This window comes from Sphingomonas kyeonggiensis, from assembly GCF_014196745.1.
In the GTDB taxonomy this organism is placed as follows: Bacteria; Pseudomonadota; Alphaproteobacteria; order Sphingomonadales; family Sphingomonadaceae; genus Sphingomonas; species Sphingomonas kyeonggiensis.
In genome coordinates, this window is record NZ_JACIEH010000001.1 from 94,138 (window position 1) to 115,220 (window position 21,083).

The window sequence follows — 21,083 nt, forward strand, 5'->3', positions numbered from 1 at the left end:
TTCGGGGGTCAAGTCGTAAGCCGCTTGCTCCAGGTGACGAGCACGGAAATCGCGAAGACGCCGATATCGACGACAGCCTCGATCCGCTGTGGGGTGAGATCGTCGACGCGGTGCATGTGGACGGCGATGTCGGCGCGGCGATTGGGGGAGGCGAAGGCGAGCAGCGCGAGTGCCGCAAGCGCCCCGAAGGCAATCTTCTTCGCTCGTCCCGACATGGTGAATCCCATAGGCCCTGCCGGGCCGCCGGGCAAGCGGATCAGGCGGCTTCGCGATGCGCCGAGCGCGCGCGGTCGCGGCCGGCGGACTTGGCTTCGAACAGCGCGATGTCGGCGCCGCGGTAGAGCGACTTCCAGTCGATCTCGCTGGTCAGCGGGCCGGTGCAGGCGCCGATGCTGGCGGTGACCTTGAGGTCGAAGGGCATGCGCGTGGCGCGCAGCTTGGCCAGCAACTGCTCGGGCTCCGGGGCGGCATCGACCGAGGCCAGGATCGCGAATTCCTCGCCGCCCATCCGCGCGACCAGCGTGCCGGGAGGGGCGGCGTGGCGCAGGGTGCGGGCGAACAGGCGCAGCACCTCGTCGCCGCCGTCATGGCCGAGCGTCTCGTTGACCCGCTTGAAATGGTCGATGTCGGCGATGAGCAGTTGCTGCTCGCCGGGCCGGCCGATCGCCTGGGCGAGGAAGGCGCGGCGGTTGAGCAGGCCGGTGAGCGGATCGGTGTCGGCCAGGCGGCGCGCCATCACTTCGCTGGCGATCGCGTCGTCACGCTCGTCGCGCAGCAGCTTGATGCGATAGGCGATGGCCAGGCTCGACATCAGCGCCTCGAGCGCCATCGAGAGCAGGGTCGAATTGTCGAGCCAGAAGTTCCACTCGATGAGGTGGAAATTGGCCAGCGTCCGCAGCAGCGAGGTGAGGATCGGCGCGCCCCAGCCGATCGCGAACAGCCAGAGATAGTTGGAGCGCACCCGCCAGGCGCGCCACAGCGTCGGCCCGACCACCGCACCCAGCAGCAGGAAGACGGTGCTGAAGGCGGCGTCGACGATCTGGACGTTGAGCGGGGCGAAGCAGAAGACCAGCAGCCCGACGCCGACCAGCGCGCCGGCGACGACATAGGTGAAGCGGCCGAGCCAGCCGGCGAACACCTGCTCCTCGAAGAAGCTGCGGGCGAAGATCAGCGCGCTCGCGCCGGTGCAGCCGAGCAGGAGATAGTTGATGCGCAGGCGATCGTTGTTGGCGATGTCCGGAAAGGCCCAGGCGAGTGCGCCCGAGGAGGAGAAGACATAGCCGAGCAGGCCCAGTGCCATGATGCAATAATAGAGCTGGAACCGGTGGCGCAGCGCCCCCCATAGCGCGAGATTGTAGACGAGCAGCCCGAGGCACAGTCCCCCGAACGCCGCATAGAGCGCGGTGAGCGCGATGGTGGCGCGCTGGCTCTCCGTGCCGGTGACCAGCCGCGTGCCGAGCATGACACCGCGCATGTTGGCCGAACCCTGGACGTGCCAGAGCAGGCGCTCGACCCGCGCCTCGCGCCGCTCGATCTGGATCTCGCCGATCGCGCCGAGCTGGATCCAGGGGGTGATGCCGCGCGCGTCGGTGCGCTGGGTGAAGATCAGCCCGTCAGCATAGAGGGTGTGCATCGCCATGCCCTGCTGCCACAGGCTGGCGAAGCGCACGAACAGCCGGCTGCCGGGGCGGGAGCTCTGGTCGATGTCCCGGGAGATGACCCAGAAATCACCGGGGCCGAGCTTGTATTGCCGGGTGGTGCAATCGAAGCGCTCGGGGTGGCCGATCAGTTCGGCCGGGTTCATCCCGCCCGTGTCGCGCAGCACGCAGACGGGCAGTTCGCGTCCGACATTGCCCTGGGCTTGCGCGGGCATGGCGGTGCCCAGCAGCGCGATCAACGCACCGATGAGGACGGACAGCCGCAGGAGACGCAACGCCAGCATGCAGCAGGCCTACGCCAACATGACAAACAACCCGTAAAGATAACCCCGATCGGATCGGCTTTATGAAGTGCGCCAGCGGCTTATCGCGCAAAATGAAGGGGCGGCAAGAACGCCGCCGCCCCTTCGATACTATTCCGGTTCAGCAGCCGCTGCCCAGACCCGCGGCACGCTTGAGAAGACCGCCCAGCTTGGGCTTGCAGGGCTTGGGCTTGGGCTGCTCGGGTCGATCCCCCTCGGTGCCCGGCAGCTGGCCGCGCATCGCATCGCCCATGTCGGGCATGCCGGGCATGAAGGTGCCCTGCGACCGGTAGCGGACCTTGGCGGTCCATTTCGGGTGCCAGGCGACCTTCGGATCCTTGGGCCGTTCGGGGAAGGCATAGTTCGCCTCGGGGCCATAGGCGGTGAGGAAGCCCATCATCATCTCGCCCGCGGCGGCCTTCGCCTCGGCGGGTATGGCGCAGCTGGTCTGGCTCGGCGGCATCACCACCTTCTGGCCGATCAGCCGGCTGACCGCGCCCGGCGAGAGCCAGTTCCACAGATCGCCGCCGAACTGGCGCGAAGCGGACGAGGCCCACCAGACGATGTCGCCATTCCCGCCGCGATCGCCACTGCCCATCGCCCAGGCATAATAGCCGGTCGCCGCCGGCACCGCGCCCCAGTTGAGCGGGATCGAGCCGTCGCCGGCGCTGCCGGCCTTCACCCGGGGCGCCGCCATGAAGTCCTGGTTGATCGCGAAGCTGATCTCCGGGCTGTAGTTGCCGGCGATGCGGTGCTGGCCGATCAGCGAGGAATTGTCGCGCACCTGCGCGTTCGACTTGCCGTTCGGCCAGTCGCCATAGGTGCGGCTGTTGGACTGGCGCGGGCCGACCTCGGAGGCGATGCTCGCGGAGAACAGGTCGGGCGGCACCTGGCCCTTGGCGACCTTGGCGAAGTCGATGATCACCGGCTGGCCCGGGCCGGCATGCGCCCCGCAGCCCCAGAAGATCAGCAACCGGCCCTTGGGCCGCTCGAACGGCTGGGTATCGGTTCCGCCCTTGCTCGCCTCGGGCGTGATCAGCGGCACCGACGCGCCCATGCGCATGCCCTCGGGCAGGAAGTGATCGGCCTTGGGCGCACCGCCGGTGGCGGGCAGGCGCGAGCCGAGGCGCAGCATCACTTCGCGCCGATCGCCCTGGCCCATCATTCCGGCATGGGTGCCGACGTCCATCACATAGCGCGCCTCGGGCGCGGTATCGTTGCTGGTCTGCGCGACGACCAGGCCGGCTGCGAGCATGCCCGCCAGCGCCGTTCCCGCACCCAGTATCTTCTTCATCGGTCGCATTCGGATTCTCCCTGGAAAACCATGGCTGCGACCCGAAGCGAGCGTCCCTTTACGACATCGGAACGAAATTGCAAGGGTGTGTTATTTGCATATAACACATAGTCATGGCCGCCGCCATGCTCCCGGTTCGGCTGGCCCGACCCGCCGGCATGACGGCAGGAGCGCGCTAAATGGATGGCGGGAGGGGATCATCCGCTGCACGACGAAGCCCGTCGTCGCGGCGACCAAGGGCGAAGCGCGCGACGGCGCGGGGCTGCGGCGCAAACGAAACGGGCCGGGAGTTTCCTCCCGGCCCGATCGGTTGTTCAGGGCTGACGCGCCTTACTTGGAGGCCTTGGCGGCTTCCGTCTTCTTGCCCTTCTTGGGCTTGGGCGCGGCCGGCGTGATCTGGAAGTTCAGGGCATTGTCCTTGAGCTTCACATTGACCTCGCCGCCATGGACGAGCTTGCCGAACAGGAGCTCCTCGGCGAGCGGCTGCTTGACCTTCTCCTGGATCAGGCGGCCCATCGGACGCGCGCCATAGAGCTTGTCGTACCCCTTCTCGGTGAGCCAGGCCTTGGCCGCCTCGTCGAGCTGGATGTGGACGCCGCGGTCCGCCAGCTGCAGCTCGAGCTGGAGGATGAACTTGTCCACCACCCGGCTGACCACCTGCGTGGGCAGGTAATCGAACGGCACGATCGCATCGAGACGGTTGCGGAATTCGGGGGTGAAGAGCTTCTTCACCGCTTCTTCCTGGACGTCGTCGCGGCTGATCTCGCCGAAGCCGATCGACTCCTTGGTCATGTCCGACGCGCCGGCATTGGTGGTCATGATCAGGATCACGTTCCTGAAATCGACCGTCTTGCCGTGGTGATCGGTCAGCTTGCCGTTGTCCATCACCTGCAGGAGGATGTTGAACAGGTCCGGATGCGCCTTCTCGATCTCGTCGAGCAGGAGCACCGAATGCGGCTGCTGGTCGACCGCGTCCGTCAGGAGCCCGCCCTGATCATAGCCGACATAGCCCGGAGGGGCACCGATCAGACGGCTGACCGAGTGACGCTCCATATATTCCGACATGTCGAAGCGCTGGAGCGGGATGCCGAGCAGCTCGGAAAGCTGCTTCGCCACCTCGGTCTTGCCGACGCCGGTCGGGCCGGAGAACAGATAGTTGCCGATCGGCTTGTCCGGATCGCGCAGGCCCGCACGGCTGAGCTTGATCGCCGAGCTGAGCACCTCGATCGCCTTGTCCTGGCCGAACACGACCCGCTTGAGATCGGTTTCGAGATTGGCGAGCGTCTTGGTGTCGTCGGTCGACACGCTCTTCGGAGGGATGCGCGCCATCGTCGCGATGACCGCCTCGATCTCCTTGACCGTGATCGTCTTCTTCCGCTTCGACGGCGGCACCAGCATCTGCATCGCGCCGGCCTCGTCGATCACGTCGATCGCCTTGTCCGGCAGCTTGCGGTCGTTGATGTAGCGCGCCGACAGCTCCACCGCCGACTTGATCGCGTCGGGGGTGTATTTGAGGTGGTGATGCTCCTCGAACGCGGTGCGCAGGCCGGTGATGATCTTGATCGTGTCCTCGACCGTCGGCTCGTTCACGTCGATCTTCTGGAAGCGACGGAGCAGCGCCCGGTCCTTCTCGAAGTGGTTGCGGAACTCCTTGTAGGTGGTCGAGCCGATGCAGCGGATCGAGCCGCCCGACAGCGCCGGCTTGAGCAGGTTCGACGCGTCCATCGCGCCGCCGCTGGTAGCGCCGGCACCGATCACGGTGTGGATCTCGTCGATGAAAAGGACTGCGTGGGGCAGCTTCTCGAGCTCGTTGACGACCTGCTTGAGGCGCTCCTCGAAGTCACCGCGATAGCGGGTGCCGGCGAGCAGCGCGCCCATGTCGAGCGAGTAGATCACCGCTTCCTTGAGCACGTCGGGCACTTCGCCCTCGACGATCTTGCGGGCCAGGCCCTCGGCAATGGCGGTCTTGCCCACGCCCGGATCGCCCACATAGAGCGGGTTGTTCTTCGAGCGGCGGCACAGGATCTGGATCGTGCGATCGACTTCGGCGGCGCGGCCGATCAGCGGGTCGACCTTGCCGGCCTTGGCCTTCTCGTTGAGGTCGACGGTGAACTGCTTGAGCGCGCTCTCGCCCTTGCCCGACTTGGGCTCCTGCTTGGCTGCCTTGTCCTCGTCGGCCGCGCCCTTCGGCGTGGTCGATTCGGTGCTGCCGGTGCCGCCCTTGCCGACGCCGTGCGAAATGTAGCTCACCGCGTCGAGACGGCTCATGTCCTGCTGCTGCAGGAAATAGACGGCGTAGCTCTCGCGCTCGCTGAACAGGGCGACGAGCACGTTCGCGCCGGTCACTTCGTCGCGGCCCGAGGACTGGACGTGGAGGATGGCGCGCTGGACGACGCGCTGGAAGCCGCTGGTCGGCGACGGATCGGTGGCCTGCTCGACCTTCAGCGCCTCGAGCTCGGTGTCGAGATAATGCGCCACGGTATTCTTGAGTTCGCCCAGATCCACGCCGCACGCGCTCATCACCTTGCTGGCATGCTCGTCGTCGACGAGTGCGAGCAGCAGATGCTCGAGGGTGGCATATTCGTGGCGACGCGAGCTTGCTGCTTCGAGAGCCTTGTGCAGCGTCGATTCCAGGGCGGAGGCGAAACTAGGCATTCAGGTACAACTCCTGTGGGCCGGAAAGGATACACGGCCCCTGTCTCCCCTTATGTCGGGAGGCATGGGCCCCGCATCAAGCGCCGCGGCCCCGCACCGGAGTAGAATGGCGTTGCGCCCCATCTCCGGTGCCGTAACGCTCATTTCTTAAATAGAGCGTCTGCGCTTGCGCGGTGATTAATGGACCGTGAAATTTTGCTTCGAGTCCGATCTATCTCGGCCTCGAGCAATGCGATTCGTTCGGTAAGTTCCTCAACCGAAAGGGGATCGAGGTCCTGCTTCGCCAGCTGGGCGACAAGGTCGTCCTTGCGACGCGGAAGATTTTCGTCGGCGTCCATCGGGGCAGCGTTGACCCTGGCAGGGCCGATGTCAATAAGGCCACCGGTTTCTCCTGCGTTCGAAAGCGACATGGCGATGGGTCTTCCGGAAACGATGCTGGCAATCGATCCCGAGGCACCTGGCGGGCCCGAGGTGCTGGTGCCGGTCTCGCGCCCCGTGCCGAAGCCGGGCCGGGGCGAGGTGCTGGTCAAGGTTGCCGCCGCCGGCGTGAACCGGCCCGAGGTGATGCAGCGCAAGGGGCAGTATCCGCCGCCGCCGGGCGCGCCCTCGATCCTCGGCATGGAGATCGCCGGCAAGGTCGTCGCGGTGGGCGAGGACGTCCCGCGTGAGGCGCTGGGCACGCCGGTCTGCGCGCTGATCGCGGGCGGGGCCTATGCCGAATATGCGGTCGCGCCCTATGGCCAGTGCCTGCCGGTGCCGCCGGCGATCACGATGATCGAGGCGGCGGCGATCCCCGAGACGCTGTTCACCGTATGGAGCAACGTGTTCGAGCGCGCCTATGCGATGGAAGGCGAATCGATCCTGGTCCATGGCGGCACTTCGGGCATCGGCACGATGGCGATTCACCTCGCAAACCTGTTCGGGCTGACGATCATCGTCACCGCCGGATCGGACGACAAGTGCGAGGCTGCGAAGCGGATCGGCGCGGATCACGCGATCAACTACAAGACCGAGGATTTCGTAGCCCGGGTGATGGAGATCACCGCGGGCAAGGGCGTGAACATCGTGCTCGACATGGTCGGCGGCGACTATGTGCCGCGCAACCTCCAGTGCCTGGCCGAGGAGGGGCGTCACGTCTCGATCGCCGTCCAGCGCGGCATGCAGGCGACGATCCCGATCTTCGAGATCATGCGCAAGCGGCTGGTCCTCACCGGCTCGACGCTCCGCCCGCGCTCGCTGGAGTTCAAGTCGCTCCTCGCCGACGAGCTGCACCGGACGGTGTGGCCGCTGGTGGCCGAGGGGAAGCTGAAACCGGTGATCGACGCGACCTTCCCGCTCGCCGACGCGGCGGGCGCGCATGCCCGGATGGAATCGGGCGAGCATGTCGGGAAGATCGTGCTGACGATCGACTGAGTGCCGCACCGCAGCTCCCTGAAAAGATTCCGATTTCGCTAGTGGAACGGATGCCCAGCATTTAGGCTCCCGCCTCGAATCGGGGGATCCAGGGTGCTAGCGTTCCTTCTCGCAGAGGGGAATTTCGCGTTCGTCGTAGCTGTGGTGCTGATGTTGCTCATCGGCATCGTGCAGGCTGTCGGCGTCGGACATGACATGGACGCGGATCTTCATGCCGACCTCCACGGCGACCTCCATTTCGATTTCCTGTCCTGGCTCGGCGTCGGCCGCCTGCCGCTGCTGATGCTGATCGTGATCTTCCTGGCGATCTTCGGGATCGGCGGGCTCGCGCTCCAGCAGCTGCTGCGCGACTGGGCCGCCGGGCCGCTTCCGACGCTGGCCGCGGTGCCGGCGGTCGGCATCGCCGCACTGCCGGTCACCGGGCTCGCCGCGCGGCTGCTCGCGCCGATCCTGCCGCGCGACTTCACCACCGCCGTGCCGCTCGAGGTGCTGGTCGGCACCACCGCGCGCATCGTCACCGGCCGGGCCAGCATCGGCTCGCCGGCGCGCGCCCGGGCCGAGGATCACCACGGCCAGGTCCACTACATCATGGTCGAGCCCGACAATGCCGGCCAGGTCTTCGAGGAAGGCGAGCGCGTGCTGCTCGTCCGCCGCGAGGGCGAGTGCTTCCGCGCGATCTCGCGCGGCGATTTCCATTTACCCCGACTGGATGGCTGAACCGATGAACGAGATTGTGCCCCAAGGAGCGACGTCGATGATCCCCTATCTCGTCTATTCGGGCATCGCGCTGATCGCGCTGCTGATCCTCGGCCTCACCCTCGCGCGGCTCTACAAGCGCGCCTCCAAGGAGATCGGCTTCGTGCGCACGGGTTTCGGCGGCGAGAAGGTGGTGATCAACGGCGGCGCGCTGGTGCTGCCGGTGTTCCATGAGACGATGCCGGTGAACATGAACACGGTCCGCCTCGCGGTGGAACGCAAGAACATGGACGCGCTGATCACGCTCGACCGGCTGCGCATCGACGTGAAGGCGGAGTTCTATGTCCGCGTCCGTCCCGACGCCCAGGCGATTGCGATCGCCGCGCAGACGCTCGGCATGCGCACGATGAATCCCGATGCGCTCAAGGAGCTGGTCGAAGGCAAGTTCGTCGACGCGCTACGATCGGTCGCCGCCGGCATGACGATGGCCCAGCTCCACGAGCAGCGCGCCGATTTCGTCCAGAAGGTGCAGCAGGTCTCGTCGGTCGACCTGGCGATGAACGGGTTGGAGCTGGAATCGGTCTCGCTCACCGGTCTCGACCAGACCTCGATCGAGCATTTCAACGCCAACAACGCGTTCGACGCCGAGGGCCTGACCAAGCTCACCGAGCAGATCGAGCTGCGCAAGAAGGCGCGCAACGACATCGAGCAGGATACTCGCGTGCAGATCGAGACCAAGAATCTCGAAGCGCAGCGCGCGTCGTTCCTGATCAGCCGCGACACCGAGTTCGCCCGGCTGGAACAGGAGCGCGAAGTCGAGATGCGCCGTGCCGTGCAGGGCGCCGAAGTGGCGCGCGAGCAGTCGCTGCGCCAGCAGGAAGCCGAGCAGGCGAAGATCGAGGCCAAGAAGCTGGTCGACAGCCAGCAGATCGAGGCCGATCGCGCGGTGCAGGAGGCCAAGATCGCGCAGGACCAGGCGCTCGAGCTCGCCCGCCAGGAGCAGCAGATCGCGGTCCAGAACAAGAGCCGCGAGGAAAGCCAGGCCCGGGCCGAGGCGGACAAGGCGCGTGCCGAGGCGGTGGTCGCCGAGGAACGCGTCGGCACCGCGCGCGAAGCCGAGGTCGCCGAGCGCCAGAAGCGGATCGAACTGATCGATGCCTCCCGTGAGGCCGAGCGCGCCGCGATCGGCATCAAGGTGCAGGCCGATGCCGAGAAGCAGGCCGCGTCCGACCGCGCCGAGGCCGCGCGTCTGCAGGCCGAGGGCGAGGCGGAGGCCGCCAAGCTCAAGGCCGAAGCCGACCGGGTGCGCTTCGAAGTGGAAGCCGCCGGCCAGCGCGCGATCAACGAGGCGGCGAACCTGCTCTCGTCCGAGACCATGTCGCTGCAGACCAAGCTGGCACTGCTCAAGGTGCTGCCGGAAGTGATCCGCGAGGCGTCCAAGCCGCTCGAGGCGATCGATTCGATCAAGATCGTGCAGGTCGATGGGCTCACAGGGCGCGGCGGCGGCGCGGGCGGGGTCGCCAATGACGGCGGGGAGGGGGATCGCAACCTCGCCAATTCGGCGGTCGCCGCGGCGCTGCGCTACCGTGCCCAGGCGCCGGTGATCGACGGGCTGATGCGCGAGTTGGGCTTCGATGGCGGCACGCTGGACGGGCTGGTCGCGGGGGCGGCCGATCTCGGCACCAAGGGCATCGCCGCGGCGCCGGTTCAGGATGACGACGGCGACGACAAGCCGTCGGGCGCGGCGCAACGAAAGGCACGCTAAGGCCCAACCGGATCGGGCCGGCGCGCAGTCACCTTTGGGGGGGGGAGACGATGGAAGTTCTGCGGAAGGAATGGGCGCTCGCGCTCGTGTGTGGTGCGCTCGCGCTGGCGCTGCTCGGCGCGCTGATATTCTCGGATCGCTATTGGGTGGCCGCCAGCCGCCCGACGGTCGACGAGCTGGCCGAAGTGAAGGTGCCGCCGGAACTGGGCGACATGATCGCGGCGATCGACGATTACGGCGTCCATATCCAGCGCGTGCCGAACAAGGCCGAGCAATATATCGCGATGAAGCGCGCTCAGTACGGGCTGGGGCAGCCTGCCCCTTCCTATGCCAATATGAGCGCGCCCAAATTCGGCTATTCGGTGCGCGAGACCACCTTCCTGGGCATGCCCTTCTGGTACACGGCCGAATATGGCCATGTGCTGTTCTTCAGCTCGGATTGGGGCGTGGTCGCCGCGCCGCTCAACGATATCGGCCATGCCGCGCTCGACAAGGCCAATGGGCGAGACCTGCGCGCGACCAGCATGATCCCCTGGTGGAAGCATCTCTGGGGCTGGCTGTTCCTGGCCGGCGTGGGGCTGGCGATCTGGCTCTGGCACCGCCGCACGGTCCGCTGGCGGGCGGAGAACGGGTTCATCTGATCCCGGCGGCGTGCCCCGGTGCGGCGCCCGGTGCGGCCGCGGCGAGCAGCGTCCCGACGACCGGGAGCACTTCCTTCTCTTCCCACAGAATCCGCGCCTTCAGGGCGCGATACTGGCTGCGCACCGCCATGCGGAACTCGCGCGGGTCTTCCTTCACGCGTGCCATGGTCCAGGTGCCGTAATGCTCGCTAGCGCTCTGGCGCAGTGCCATCAGCTCGTCGGTGAAGCGCCGGCCGAGCGCGCGATGCCGGGGATCGGCGCTGTCCTGCAGCGTACGGGTGACGATGGCCAGCTTGCTCATCACGTGCCGGCTGCCGGCCTGGCCGAGCGCATGGCGCGCGGCGGCGATCTTGTCGAAGCTGGGCGTGATCTCGCCGGCGGCCTCCATCACGGCCTCGGTGAGCCGAAGCAGCTCGCGATGTTCCTGATGGAGGATGTCGAGATCGTGCACGCGGGGTCTCCGTTGTTCCCATCTTGCTTATAGAGGCGGCGGCCGGCTGAGGGCCGATGCGTGGCCGGATTGCCGGACATCGATAAGGTGTACTTATGGATAGGGTCGCGCTATTTGTTTGACCCCGGCCGCATCGCCGACCGAATGGGCGCATCGATCAGGGAGGGACGAATGGCCGCGCTGGTGCTTCACGAATATGCCGCCTCGGGCAATTGCTACAAGATCCGGCTGACCGCCGCGCATCTGGGGCTGAAGCTCGAGCGGCGCGAATACGACATCATGAAGGGCGAGACGCGCACGCCGGAGTTCCTCTCCCAGGTCAACGCCAATGGCCGGATCCCGACGCTGCAGGTGGGCACCGACGACTTCCTGCCCGAGAGCAATGCGGCCTGCTTCTATCTGGCCGATGGCAGCGACCTGATCCCGCACGACCGGTTCGAGCGGGCCGACATGCTGCGCTGGCTGTTCTGGGAACAGTACAACCACGAGCCCAATGTCGCGACGCTGCGTTTCTGGGCGAAATGGTTCGGCCTCGACAATCTGAACCCGGTCCAGCGCGCCAACCTGCCGGGCAAGCAGGCGGCCGGCGAGGCTGCGCTGGCGCTGATGGACGAGCATCTCGAGAAGCGCGACTGGTTCGTGATCGATCGGCTGACGCTCGCCGACATCGCACTCTACGCTTATACCCATGTCGCCGAGGATGGCGGGTTCAGTCTGAATCCCTATCCGGCCGTTCGCGCCTGGATCGACCGGGTGGCGGCCCAGCCGGGACATATTCCGATCACCGCATGAAAGCTAACCACCTGATTCGTCAGGGGGAAGCGCCCTATTATGCATATTTCTGTGACATCCGCGTGAAGCGGAAACGATTCGAAATGTCACATTACGCGGCCATTTAGCCGAGCCAGGCAAGGGCAGTTGCAGGGCTGGTTAAATGGCCACGATCACGAGGCTTCCGTTCGACGCGCAGCATGTCGCGGACTTCCACGCATCGACTCCGTCGATCCCCGAAAAGGCGGTCACGGAGCGCAAGCGCTATCGCACCGTGTGGATCTCAGACGTCCATCTCGGCACGCGCGGCTGCAATGCCGAGATGCTGATCGACTTCCTCGACCATGTCGATTGCGACCTGATGTACCTGGTCGGCGACATCCTGGACGGCTGGGCGCTGAAGAAGCGCTTCTACTGGCCCGATTCGCACAACGACATCGTCTGGCGTTTCCTCAAGCGCGCCAAGCGCGGCACCGAGATCATCTACATCCCGGGCAATCACGACGAGATGTTCCGCCAGTTCTCCGGCCTGAACTTCGGTGGCGTCCATATCCGCCGCCAGGCGATCCACACCACCGCCGATGGCCGCCGTCTGCTGGTGCTGCATGGCGACGAGTTCGACGCGATCACCATGTCGCACCGCTGGCTCGCGCATCTGGGCGATGCCGCCTACGAGATGATGATGGGCCTGAACCGGCTGGTGAACCGCGTCCGCCGCTGGATGGACATGCCCTATTGGTCGCTGAGCAAATACGCCAAGGCCAAGGTGAAGAACGCCGTCGAGTTCATCTCGAAGTTCGAAGAGATCGTCGCGCACGAAGCCGGTGCGCGGGGAGTCGACGGCGTGATCGCCGGACATATCCACACGGCCGAGATGCGCGACATCGAAGGCATCGCCTATTACAATGACGGCGACTGGGTGGAGGGTTGCACCGCGCTCGTTGAGCATTACGACGGTACGATGGAAATTCTCCATTGGGCCGAAGAGATGGCGAAGCGCGAAAGCGAACTAGCGTCCGGGGTCAGACTGGCGGCTGCGTGACGGCAACGGAGGTCGGACCGGTGCGGATAGCTATCGTGACGGACGCCTGGGAGCCCCAGGTGAATGGAGTCGTGCGTACCCTGCAATCGGTGCGCAACGTGCTCGAAAAACAGGGCCATCTGGTCAAGGTGATCTCGCCCGACCTGTTCTATTCGCTGCCGTGCCCGACCTATCCGGAGATCCGGCTGGCGCTGGCCCGCGTCGCCAGCGTCGGCGCGATGCTCGAGGAATTCGGGCCGACCGCGATCCACCTCGCCACCGAGGGGCCGCTCTGTGTCGCCGCGCGGCGCTGGTGCATCCGCAACGACATGCCTTTCACCACGGCCTACCACACGCAGTTCCCGGATTATGTATCGGCGCGCTCGGGTGTGCCGGCCGAGTGGATCTGGCGTTACATCAAGTGGTTTCATGCCCCGAGCCAGGCGATCCTGGCCTCCACCCCCTCGATTCGCCAGTCGCTGACCGATCATGGCCTGTCCCATGTGAAGCATTGGGGCCGCGGCGTGGACCTGACCAATTTCCATCCCGGCATCGCCCCGCATCCGGCGATGCAGGACCTGGAAGGTCCCGTGCAGCTCTATGTCGGCCGCGTCGCGATCGAGAAGAATATCGAGGCGTTCCTGAAGTCCGGCCACTCGGGCACCAAGGTGGTGGTGGGGGACGGCCCGGCCCGTGCCTCACTCAAGGCGCGCTTCCCGGAAGCCCGGTTCCTCGGGCCGATGTTCGGACCCGAGCTCGCCTCCGCCTATGCCGCGGCGGACGTCTTCGTCTTCCCGAGCAAGACCGACACGTTCGGCCTGGTGATGATCGAGGCCCTGGCCTGCGGCGTGCCCGTCGCCGGCTATCCGGTCACCGGTCCGATCGACGTGCTCACGCCGGAAACCGGTGCGACCGACGAGGACCTGACCAAGGCGATCGGCGAGGCGCTGACCAAGGATCGCAGCGCCTGCGCCGCCTATGGGCGTACCTTCACTTGGGAGGCGAGCGCACGCCAGTTCCTCAACGCGCTCTATCCGCTGTACGGGGATCGGGCGGCGGCGTGACCCGCCGCGGGGCGGGATGACGGATATGGTGGTTGTTTCGCCGGATCACCGACCCCTTTTTCTTGCTCTTCGTCCCGCATCGCATTAAGTCGAGCCCGTGACAGGCCACCCGTGAAGGGTGGCCCTTTCTATTTCTGGAGACTGAAAGTGGCCCAGCCGCTGATGCCGCATGCGACCGCTTCCTGGCTGGTCGACAACACTTCGCTCTCGTTCGACCAGATCGCTGAGTTCTGTGGTCTGCACATCCTCGAGGTCCAGGCGATCGCCGACGACACCGCCGCGACCAAGCTCACCGGCCGCGATCCGGTCCGTGCGCACGAGCTGACGATGGACGAGATCGAGAAGGGTCAGGCCAACCCGAACTACGTCCTGAAGATGCTCAAGGGTCCCGAGCAGGTCCGGCGCACCAAGGGCCCGCGCTACACGCCGGTCTCGAAGCGCCAGGACAAGCCGGACGGCATCGCCTGGATCCTGCGCAACCATCCGGAGATCTCGGACGGCGCGATCGGCAAGCTGATCGGCACCACCCGTACCACCATTGCCGCGATTCGCGACCGCAGCCACTGGAACATCGCCAACATCGTGCCGAAGGACCCGGTGACGCTGGGCCTCACTTCGCAGCGCGAGCTCGATGCGCTGGTCGCCAAGGCCGCCAAGGCCGCCGGCATTGAAGCACCGACAGACACGCGCCTGGAAGGCGATCGTGAGGCGCTGATCGAGCAGCTGCGCGCCGAGCGTCTGGCCGCGAGCCGTGAGGCCGATGCGGGCGAGGACGCACCTGCCGCACCGGTGGAGCACACCGCGGAAACGCTGTTCCGCACCAGCACCCCCAGCAACGACTAATCGTCGGGGAACAGTGCGGCGTGGCGGGCGCAGATCGCGTCCCATAGCCCTGCCGCCTCTGGCACCGTCAAACCGAAGCGCTGGTCGAGCCGCTCGATCAGCGCTTCTGCGTTCTGGAGGAGTTCGCGTGTCTCGCCCGCGGGCCCGCGCGTGATCAGGACCCGTCCGCGCAGGGTGCGGTGCGTGTCGCCGCGGCGCTGCTGGACGACGAGGTTCTGGACGAAGGGCGATTCGGGATCAGCCTGGAGCTCGGCACAGCGCCGGGCGAACAACGCCTCGTCGGCGGGGGCGGTGGTGAAGTCGTAGCTGAACGGCTTCCCCTCGCCATAGCGCTCCTCGAAGCGCCACCAGCCCTCGGTTTCCCGTACCGCGACGACATAGGGCGCCTGTGCATCCTCGCCCGGCGCGAGCGGAAGCGGCCCGGCCTGGGTGCCGCCAAAGCCGACATCGACCAGCCAGGACCGGCCTTCCAGCGTTACCAGCAGCGCGAGATGGTTGCCGAGCGACGCCTCGCCGATCACGTGCCGCATCACGCCGGCCGAGATCCGGCGCACGTCATAGCCGAGCGCGGCGAGCACCCGTCCGAACAGCCCGTTCTGCTCATAGCACCAGCCGCCGCGGCGCCGGGTCACCAGCTTGTCGAAGATCGCGTCGGGATCGAGCGAGACCGGGCGGCCGAGCTGCACGTCGAGATTCTCGAAAGGCATCGCCGCGAGATGCGCGCGCATCAGTGCGGTCAGCGTCGCGCGGTCGGGCGCCAGTGCGCCGTCATGGCCGATCCGCGTGAAATAGGCCTGTAGATCCATGCAACGCCCCCTCTCGACGAGAGAGGAATGGGGATCGTGAGGGGTGATGTCGAGACCCTCGGCAGGATGGGGCAGGGCGTGTAGCTTCCTGACCGCGACTCGGGAACCCGGGCGCGTGCGCAAACGTGGAGGGATCCCATGTGTGACGAGCTGACCGCCGCCGATAACGAGAGCTTCCTGATGACACGGCGCGAGTTCGGCGCGGGGGCCGCTGCGGCGGGCGCGCTGGCGTTGCTGCCGGTTCCGGCCAATGCGGCGGAGATCAAGGGACACGACGTCACCATCACCACGCCGGACGGCAGCTGCGACGCCTATTTCGTCGCGCCGGCCAAGGGCAAGCATCCGGCGGTCATCGTCTGGCCCGACATCTTCGGCCTGCGCCCCGCCTTCCGCCAGATGGCCGACCGGCTCGCCCAGTCGGGTTATGCGGTGCTGACCGTCAACCAGTTCTACCGCTCGACCAAGACACCCTTCGTCACGCCCGGCCAGGGCTTCGACGATGCGCTCAAGGCCAAGGTCGGGCCGTGGCGCGCGTTGCTGACGCCGGACGCCACCACGCGCGACGCCAAGGCGTTCATCGCCTGGATCGACGACCAGAAGGAAGTCGACAGGAAGCGCGGCATCGGCAGCACCGGCTATTGCATGGGCGGGCCGATGGTAATGTACACCGCCGCGGCGGCGCCCGCGCGCGTGCATGGCGGCGCGACTTTCCATGGCGGCGGGCTCGCGGCCGAGGGGCTGCTCGCGCTGGTGCCGACGATGAAGGCGCACTGGCTGATCGCGATCGCCGAGAATGACGACAGTCGCTCGCCGGACGACAAGGACAAGCTCAAGGCCGCCTTTGCCGCGAGCAGGCAGTCGGCCGAGATCGAAGTCTACAAGGGCACGATGCACGGATGGTGCCCGCCGGACAGCCAAGTCTACAATGCCGCGGAGGCCAATCGTGCCTGGGACCGGCTGCTGGCGACGTTCAAGGTGCTCTGACCTGCAACCGTCATCCCGGCGAAAGCCGGGATCTCGTGCGGCTCTTGTCCCGCCGCCCGCGCCTTCGCCTGAGACCCCGGCTTTCGCCGAGGTGACGATTGGGGGAGCTTGACGGCGCGGGGCATGAAGTTCACTTTATGTTCCGTCGATTCGGAGGCAGGCCATGGCAAACGAACTGATCTTCTACACCCATCCCCAGTCGCGCGGGCGGATCGCCCGCTGGGCGCTGGAGGAAGCGGGCGCATCCTATGAGACGCGTGTCGTCGAGTACGGCACGACGATGAAGGGCGAGGACTATCTCGGCATCAATCCGATGGGGAAGGTGCCGGCGATCGTCCATGACGGCCGGGTCGTCACCGAATGCGCAGCGATCTGCGCCTATCTGGCGGAGGCCTTTCCCGAGGCCGATCTGGCGCCGACCGCCGGGGAGCGCGCCGACTATTATCGCTGGCTGTTCTTCGCGGCGGGACCGGTCGAGCAGGCGGTGACCAACAATTTCGCCAAGTTCGAGCCCTCGGCCGATCAGGGCCGGATGTTCGGCTATGGCAATTACGACCTGGCGGTCGACGTGCTGGAGAAGGCCGTGTCGGCGCATCCGTACATCGCCGGCGACCGCTTCACCGCGGCGGACATCTATGTCGGCTCGGCGATCGGCTGGGGCACGATGTTCGGCACCTTGCCGAAGCGCCCGGCGTTCCTCGACTATTTCGGCCGGCTGAGCAGCCGCGAGGCGTTCCAGCGTGCGGGCGCGAAGGACGACGCGCTGGCGGCGGAACTGGAAGCGGCCAAGGCCCCGGCCTGACTGCTGCTACCCGCCCGGCGCCAGCTTGTAGAAGCGCATGGCGTTGTCGTGCAGAATGTCCTGCTTCTGCGTTTCGGTGAGGAAGCCGGCGCTCTCGATCCCGTCGATGGCGAGGCCGATCGCGTCGGGCCAGTACATATGATCCGACCCGAACATGATGCGCTTTGAGAAACCCGATTCGACCAGGGTGCGCAGCCAGGCATGGAAGGCGGGGCGGGGCAGCAGCCAGTCGACCGCGCCGGTATCGATGTTCACGTTCGGATAGAGCATCAGCATCGCGATCGTGTCGTCGAGATACGGCCAGCCGCCATGCATGATGTTGAGGCGCAGCTTGGGATGGCGGTTGAGCGCTTCCTCGACCAGCTCGGGATTGCCGAGGCGCGCCCGCGCAGTAGTGCAGCAGGGATCGAAGCTGGTCCCCGCGGGCATGGTGCCGGTGTGGAGCGCGACCGGCGCGTCGAATTCCTCGGCCAGCGCCAGATAGGGCTCGTACCGGGGATCGCTGAGCGAGAAGCCGGCATATTGCGAGGTAATCTCGCCGAGCACCTTGAGCTTGCCGTCCGCAAACGCCTTGCGGAGCTGGTCGAGCGGCGGCAGCGGCGTGTCCGCCGAGCCGCGGATGCCTGCGCCGGCGACGAACCGGTCCGGGGCACGATCGTGCCAGTCGATCGCGGCCTGAATCCGGTCGCCGTCGCCGCCGCTGACCACGCCCTTCACGACATTGTGCTTCTTCATCTCGGCGATACAGGCGGCGAGATGGTCCGCGCCGGTGCGGATCGGGCTTACCGCGCCGGTGATCGGATTGGTGACCGGAGTGGAGAGCTGCATCGTCGCCGGATAGGCGTGCATATGGACGTCGATGATCGCGCGCCCGGTCGGCGCGGCGACGGCGCCGCCCGCCAGGACATAGGCGGCGCTGGCTCCGCCGAGCTTGATGAATTCCCTGCGGCCGATACGCATGACGAGTCCTCCCTGAGCGCTCCGTGTCCGCCGGAGCCGCTTTCGGGATCGCAATCCAGGCGGGCCGCTGTCCATGTCACTGGTCCCGCTGGCGGCGCGTTCGTCACAATTCGGTGCCCGGACTGGCTACTGCCCGAGCTTTTCCATCCGCGCCGGCAGCAGGGCCGTCACCGCGTCGCGGTCGGCCTGGTTCGTTTCGCCCCAGCGGGCGATCTCATCAAGGGTACGGCCGCAGCCGATGCACCAGCCGGTCGCCTCGTCCATCACGCAGATGCTGACGCAGGGGCTCTCGATAATGGGGACGTACTCGATCATCGCGTCCAGCGGGCGAGCCAGTCGGCCATTTCCTGCGGCTGCATGATCCGGGCGTCGCCCAGGCCGAGTATGTCCTTGCCGTTGCGCAGCTTGCCCGTGCGCGGATCGACCACCAGGATCGCCGGCACTGCTTCGAGCCTGGGGCCGCCGAAGCGGCGGGGCAGGTCGAGATTGCGATCGAACTGGCCGATATCGACCTGGACCAGCACGAAGTTGCGCGCGACCCAGTCACGCATGTCGGGCAGCTCGAGCACGCCGGCCAACACGCGGCAATCGACGCACCAGTTGGCGCCGAAGTCGATCAGCAGCGGCTTGCCCGCCTTCTTCGCCTGAGAGAGCGCGGCGTCCACGTCCTTGCGGGCGTCGCGGCTCGAGTCATAGGGCGCGGGCAAGGGCAGCGAGAGCTGGCCGAGCGTGCGTGCCTTGAGCCGGGGTGCTGCCTGCTGGGCCAGCGCGGCACCGGGCAGCATGGCCGCCATCAGCGCCAGAGCCAGCCCGGTGCGGCGGATCATTCGGCGGCGAGCGTGTAGTTCAGGAAGTCGGGGATCGGGCCGTTCCAGCCCACATCCGGACCGTCGTCCCGCTCGTCGCGACGGCGGCTGCCACGATCGCGGCGCGGCTGCTCGTCGCGGCGGGTCTCGCGATACGGCTCCTCACGGCCACGCGGTTCGCGGAACGGCTCCTCGCGGCGATCCTCGTCCCGCTCCGGCTCGGCCTTCCTGGCCTTGCCGCGCGGGCTGCGCTCGGGGCGCTCCGCACCCTTGTCCTCGTCGGCCTTGCGCTTGCGGCCGCGGGGCGCTTCCTCGTGCTCGTCCTCGGACGCGGTGGGCGCGCCCTTCAGCTTCACCCGGTTGATCTTGTGGCCGGTGAGCTTCTCGATGTTCGCGATGTTCTCGGCGTCTTCCTTGGTCACCAGCGTATAGGCGGTGCCCTTGGCGCCCGCGCGGCCGGTGCGGCCGATGCGGTGGACATAGTCGTCCGGATGCCAGGGAGCGTCGAAATTATAGACGTGGCTGACGCCCTTGATGTCGAGCCCGCGCGCGGCGACGTCGGAGGCGACGAGGATGTTCACATCGCCCCGCTTGAACCGCTCGAGCTCGGCGATGCGCGCCGGCTGGTCCATGTCGCCATGGATCTCGGCCGAGCGGATGCCGTGGCGCTGCAGGCTCTTGTTGAGCTCGCGCACCGTGGTCTTGCGGTTGCAGAAGATGATGCCGGTCTGGACGTTCTCGGCCTCGATCAGGGCACGCAGCACTTCGCGCTTCTTCATCGTCGAAGTCTCGATGAGGAACTGCGTGATGTTGGTGTTGGTCGTCGCCGGGCGGGCGACTTCCACGCGCTTGGGATCGTTGAGGAACTTGTCCGCCAGCTTCTTGATCACCGGGGGCATCGTCGCCGAGAAGAGCAGCGTCTGCCGCTCCTTGGGCAGCTTGGTGCAGATTTCCTCGATGTCGGGGATGAACCCCATGTCGAGCATCCGGTCCGCCTCGTCGATGACGAGCAGGCTGCAGCCGTTCAGCAGGATCTTGCCGCGGCCGAACAGGTCCATCAGCCGGCCCGGCGTGGCGATCAGCACGTCGACGCCCTTTTCCAGCGCCTTCACCTGGTCGCCCATCTGCACGCCGCCGATCAGCAGGGCCATGGAGAGCTTGTGGTGGGTGCCGTACTTCTCGAAATTCTCGGCCACCTGGGCGGCGAGCTCGCGGGTCGGCTCGAGGATGAGCGAGCGCGGCATCAGCGCGCGGGTGCGCCCTTCGCCGAGAATGTCGATCATCGGGAGGACGAAGGCGGCGGTCTTGCCCGTGCCCGTCTGGGCGATGCCGATAAGGTCCTTGCCCATCAGCACGGGGGGGATCGACTGCTGCTGGATCGGTGTGGGCTCGGTATAGCCCGCATCGGTCACTGCACGCAGAAGTTCGTCAGAAAGGCCGAGATCGGCAAAGCTCATGCAATTTTCCGGAAAATCGGCGTGGCAGACCCACGCCGAAGCCTTCACGCGCTTGCGGATTTATCGGGGAAAGTCAAGCTTGGAGGCGTGTCTGTGCGCAGCTTGTGCCCGGGAATCGGACAGGGAAATGCGTGGGATGGCTTTGGAAAGCCGGTTTCTGCGCATTTTGGGGCGTGCGCCTCAGCGCTCCACCGCGAGCTTCCTGAAGTCCTCGACGTCGCAGGAGCGGCCGGCGCGGGTGCGGATCGAGTCGCGCCCGGCGCAGATCTTCTGGTCCTTGTTCATCTTCACATAGAAGCCGTTGTAGAAGCCCAGCGCCTGGCACTTGCGGCCCAGCTTGGCGCGCAGCAGCGATCCGTCGCGCAGCACAAGGTCGACGCTGTCCTGCGTGTTCACGCCCGCGAAGCCGGAGATGTCCTGCACCTTCACGCAGTCCTTGGCTTTCTTCTCGACCAGATGGGGGGCGCGGCGGACGATGATCGTGGCGCTGCTGGTGATGGTGACGCGCGGCACCTGAATCACCACGCGCTGCTGCTGTTGCTGGTCCTGCAGCATGAAGCGCGCTCCGGTCCAGTCGGGCGCGCCAACGGGCGCCGCGGCAGGCGCGGCGGCGAGGAGCAACAGGCTGGAGGTTACCAGGAACGGATTCGGCATTTCTTGCGGTTATGTACGACCCAGGTTTGAACAGTGGATG

General features: G+C 66.6%; 22 protein-coding genes. 10 read left to right on the plus strand and 12 right to left on the minus strand.

All coding sequences use genetic code 11. From position 1 onward, the window contains the following. Positions 1-8: 8 nt before the first annotated feature. The 5 genes from GGR46_RS00520 to GGR46_RS00540 all read right to left on the minus strand — a co-directional run bounded on the left by GGR46_RS00520 (position 9) and on the right by GGR46_RS00540 (position 6,319). Complete coding sequence (locus GGR46_RS00520; RefSeq protein ID WP_183993575.1) at positions 9-215, minus strand: hypothetical protein; 207 nt, start codon at positions 213-215, stop codon at positions 9-11. A gap of 41 nt (positions 216-256) precedes the next feature. Beyond that, entirely contained in the window at positions 257-1,942 is a 1,686-nt protein-coding gene (locus GGR46_RS00525) for a GGDEF domain-containing protein (protein WP_183993577.1), read from the minus strand. Positions 1,943-2,081: 139 nt separating this feature from the next. After that, complete coding sequence (locus tag GGR46_RS00530) at positions 2,082-3,263, minus strand: hypothetical protein (protein ID WP_246425858.1); 1,182 nt, start codon at positions 3,261-3,263, stop codon at positions 2,082-2,084. A 321-nt stretch (positions 3,264-3,584) separates the two neighbouring features. Further along, on the minus strand, positions 3,585-5,909 hold the full coding sequence (gene clpA / locus GGR46_RS00535; RefSeq protein ID WP_183993579.1) for an ATP-dependent Clp protease ATP-binding subunit ClpA: 2,325 nt from the start codon (positions 5,907-5,909) through the stop codon (positions 3,585-3,587). A gap of 140 nt (positions 5,910-6,049) precedes the next feature. Continuing rightward, positions 6,050-6,319, minus strand: coding sequence for a DUF1192 domain-containing protein (locus GGR46_RS00540; RefSeq protein ID WP_425506496.1), 270 nt, complete (start codon positions 6,317-6,319; stop codon positions 6,050-6,052). Positions 6,320-6,323: 4 nt separating this feature from the next. Between GGR46_RS00540 and GGR46_RS00545 the strand changes: the two genes are divergently transcribed. From GGR46_RS00545 to GGR46_RS00560, 4 genes are all read left to right on the plus strand, one after another. Then, entirely contained in the window at positions 6,324-7,322 is a 999-nt protein-coding gene (locus GGR46_RS00545; protein WP_246425859.1) for an NAD(P)H-quinone oxidoreductase, read from the plus strand. A 150-nt stretch (positions 7,323-7,472) separates the two neighbouring features. Continuing rightward, positions 7,473-8,039, plus strand: coding sequence for a YqiJ family protein (locus GGR46_RS00550; protein WP_221262604.1), 567 nt, complete (start codon positions 7,473-7,475; stop codon positions 8,037-8,039). 37 nt (positions 8,040-8,076) lie between these two features. Beyond that, positions 8,077-9,783, plus strand: a complete 1,707-nt coding sequence (locus GGR46_RS00555) for a flotillin family protein (RefSeq protein ID WP_246425860.1) — start codon at positions 8,077-8,079, stop codon at positions 9,781-9,783. Positions 9,784-9,833: 50 nt separating this feature from the next. Continuing rightward, positions 9,834-10,424 carry a hypothetical protein gene (locus tag GGR46_RS00560; protein WP_183993585.1) on the plus strand — a complete coding sequence of 197 codons (591 nt, stop codon included), beginning with the start codon at positions 9,834-9,836 and terminating at the stop codon, positions 10,422-10,424. Here the strand turns inward: GGR46_RS00560 and GGR46_RS00565 are convergent. Next, a complete protein-coding gene (locus GGR46_RS00565; protein ID WP_183993587.1) occupies positions 10,417-10,875 on the minus strand; it encodes a hypothetical protein in 459 nt (152 codons plus the stop codon). The two genes, GGR46_RS00560 and GGR46_RS00565, sit on opposite strands and share 8 nt — an antisense overlap. Positions 10,876-11,046: 171 nt before the next feature. Here GGR46_RS00565 and GGR46_RS00570 point away from each other — a divergent pair, with 171 nt between their 5' ends. The 4 genes from GGR46_RS00570 to GGR46_RS00585 all read left to right on the plus strand — a co-directional run bounded on the left by GGR46_RS00570 (position 11,047) and on the right by GGR46_RS00585 (position 14,574). Next, positions 11,047-11,667, plus strand: a complete 621-nt coding sequence (locus GGR46_RS00570; protein WP_183993589.1) for a glutathione S-transferase family protein — start codon at positions 11,047-11,049, stop codon at positions 11,665-11,667. A gap of 142 nt (positions 11,668-11,809) precedes the next feature. Then, complete coding sequence (locus GGR46_RS00575) at positions 11,810-12,688, plus strand: UDP-2,3-diacylglucosamine diphosphatase (RefSeq protein ID WP_183993591.1); 879 nt, start codon at positions 11,810-11,812, stop codon at positions 12,686-12,688. 20 nt (positions 12,689-12,708) lie between these two features. Further along, positions 12,709-13,731 (plus strand): glycosyltransferase, encoded by a 1,023-nt coding sequence (locus GGR46_RS00580; protein WP_183993593.1) that lies wholly within the window; start codon positions 12,709-12,711, stop codon positions 13,729-13,731. A 147-nt stretch (positions 13,732-13,878) separates the two neighbouring features. Next, positions 13,879-14,574 carry a DUF1013 domain-containing protein gene (locus GGR46_RS00585; protein WP_343057906.1) on the plus strand — a complete coding sequence of 232 codons (696 nt, stop codon included), beginning with the start codon at positions 13,879-13,881 and terminating at the stop codon, positions 14,572-14,574. Here the strand turns inward: GGR46_RS00585 and GGR46_RS00590 are convergent. Continuing rightward, the gene (locus GGR46_RS00590; RefSeq protein ID WP_183993595.1) at positions 14,571-15,380 is read right to left on the minus strand and encodes an arylamine N-acetyltransferase family protein; all 810 of its coding nucleotides are present in this window, start codon (positions 15,378-15,380) and stop codon (positions 14,571-14,573) included. The two genes, GGR46_RS00585 and GGR46_RS00590, sit on opposite strands and share 4 nt — an antisense overlap. A gap of 138 nt (positions 15,381-15,518) precedes the next feature. Between GGR46_RS00590 and GGR46_RS00595 the strand changes: the two genes are divergently transcribed. Next, positions 15,519-16,364: a dienelactone hydrolase family protein gene (locus GGR46_RS00595; protein WP_183993597.1), complete on the plus strand. Its 846-nt coding sequence runs from the start codon at positions 15,519-15,521 to the stop codon at positions 16,362-16,364. 163 nt (positions 16,365-16,527) lie between these two features. Continuing rightward, positions 16,528-17,166, plus strand: a complete 639-nt coding sequence (locus tag GGR46_RS00600) for a glutathione S-transferase family protein (RefSeq protein WP_183993599.1) — start codon at positions 16,528-16,530, stop codon at positions 17,164-17,166. Between the two features lie 6 nt (positions 17,167-17,172). On the opposite strand, the gene GGR46_RS00605 is transcribed toward GGR46_RS00600, so the two are convergent. From GGR46_RS00605 to GGR46_RS00625, 5 genes are all read right to left on the minus strand, one after another. Beyond that, positions 17,173-18,126, minus strand: a complete 954-nt coding sequence (locus GGR46_RS00605) for an amidohydrolase family protein (RefSeq protein ID WP_183993601.1) — start codon at positions 18,124-18,126, stop codon at positions 17,173-17,175. A gap of 126 nt (positions 18,127-18,252) precedes the next feature. Next, on the minus strand, positions 18,253-18,441 hold the full coding sequence (locus tag GGR46_RS00610) for a DUF1289 domain-containing protein (protein ID WP_183993603.1): 189 nt from the start codon (positions 18,439-18,441) through the stop codon (positions 18,253-18,255). Next, positions 18,438-18,953 (minus strand): thioredoxin family protein, encoded by a 516-nt coding sequence (locus GGR46_RS00615; RefSeq protein ID WP_183993605.1) that lies wholly within the window; start codon positions 18,951-18,953, stop codon positions 18,438-18,440. The genes GGR46_RS00610 and GGR46_RS00615 overlap by 4 nt, the downstream gene beginning before the upstream one ends. Further along, entirely contained in the window at positions 18,950-20,389 is a 1,440-nt protein-coding gene (locus GGR46_RS00620) for a DEAD/DEAH box helicase (RefSeq protein WP_183993607.1), read from the minus strand. The genes GGR46_RS00615 and GGR46_RS00620 overlap by 4 nt, the downstream gene beginning before the upstream one ends. Positions 20,390-20,569: 180 nt before the next feature. After that, the gene (locus GGR46_RS00625) at positions 20,570-21,043 is read right to left on the minus strand and encodes a hypothetical protein (protein WP_183993609.1); all 474 of its coding nucleotides are present in this window, start codon (positions 21,041-21,043) and stop codon (positions 20,570-20,572) included. Positions 21,044-21,083 lie beyond the last annotated feature (40 nt).

What these genes read in the sequence shown, in the direction of transcription:
- GGR46_RS00520 (WP_183993575.1), bottom strand. Translation starts at nt 215, where the DNA reads ATGTCGGGACGAGCGAAGAAGATTGCCTTCGGGGCGCTTGCGGCACTC.
- GGR46_RS00525 (WP_183993577.1), bottom strand. Translation starts at nt 1,942, where the DNA reads ATGCTGGCGTTGCGTCTCCTGCGGCTGTCCGTCCTCATCGGTGCGTTG.
- GGR46_RS00530 (WP_246425858.1), bottom strand. Translation starts at nt 3,263, where the DNA reads ATGCGACCGATGAAGAAGATACTGGGTGCGGGAACGGCGCTGGCGGGC.
- clpA (WP_183993579.1), bottom strand. Translation starts at nt 5,909, where the DNA reads ATGCCTAGTTTCGCCTCCGCCCTGGAATCGACGCTGCACAAGGCTCTC.
- GGR46_RS00540 (WP_425506496.1), bottom strand. Translation starts at nt 6,319, where the DNA reads ATGTCGCTTTCGAACGCAGGAGAAACCGGTGGCCTTATTGACATCGGC.
- GGR46_RS00545 (WP_246425859.1), top strand. Translation starts at nt 6,324, where the DNA reads ATGGGTCTTCCGGAAACGATGCTGGCAATCGATCCCGAGGCACCTGGC.
- GGR46_RS00550 (WP_221262604.1), top strand. Translation starts at nt 7,473, where the DNA reads ATGTTGCTCATCGGCATCGTGCAGGCTGTCGGCGTCGGACATGACATG.
- GGR46_RS00555 (WP_246425860.1), top strand. Translation starts at nt 8,077, where the DNA reads ATGATCCCCTATCTCGTCTATTCGGGCATCGCGCTGATCGCGCTGCTG.
- GGR46_RS00560 (WP_183993585.1), top strand. Translation starts at nt 9,834, where the DNA reads ATGGAAGTTCTGCGGAAGGAATGGGCGCTCGCGCTCGTGTGTGGTGCG.
- GGR46_RS00570 (WP_183993589.1), top strand. Translation starts at nt 11,047, where the DNA reads ATGGCCGCGCTGGTGCTTCACGAATATGCCGCCTCGGGCAATTGCTAC.
- GGR46_RS00575 (WP_183993591.1), top strand. Translation starts at nt 11,810, where the DNA reads ATGGCCACGATCACGAGGCTTCCGTTCGACGCGCAGCATGTCGCGGAC.
- GGR46_RS00590 (WP_183993595.1), bottom strand. Translation starts at nt 15,380, where the DNA reads ATGGATCTACAGGCCTATTTCACGCGGATCGGCCATGACGGCGCACTG.
- GGR46_RS00595 (WP_183993597.1), top strand. Translation starts at nt 15,519, where the DNA reads ATGTGTGACGAGCTGACCGCCGCCGATAACGAGAGCTTCCTGATGACA.
- GGR46_RS00600 (WP_183993599.1), top strand. Translation starts at nt 16,528, where the DNA reads ATGGCAAACGAACTGATCTTCTACACCCATCCCCAGTCGCGCGGGCGG.
- GGR46_RS00605 (WP_183993601.1), bottom strand. Translation starts at nt 18,126, where the DNA reads ATGCGTATCGGCCGCAGGGAATTCATCAAGCTCGGCGGAGCCAGCGCC.
- GGR46_RS00610 (WP_183993603.1), bottom strand. Translation starts at nt 18,441, where the DNA reads ATGATCGAGTACGTCCCCATTATCGAGAGCCCCTGCGTCAGCATCTGC.
- GGR46_RS00615 (WP_183993605.1), bottom strand. Translation starts at nt 18,953, where the DNA reads ATGATCCGCCGCACCGGGCTGGCTCTGGCGCTGATGGCGGCCATGCTG.
- GGR46_RS00620 (WP_183993607.1), bottom strand. Translation starts at nt 20,389, where the DNA reads ATGAGCTTTGCCGATCTCGGCCTTTCTGACGAACTTCTGCGTGCAGTG.
- GGR46_RS00625 (WP_183993609.1), bottom strand. Translation starts at nt 21,043, where the DNA reads ATGCCGAATCCGTTCCTGGTAACCTCCAGCCTGTTGCTCCTCGCCGCC.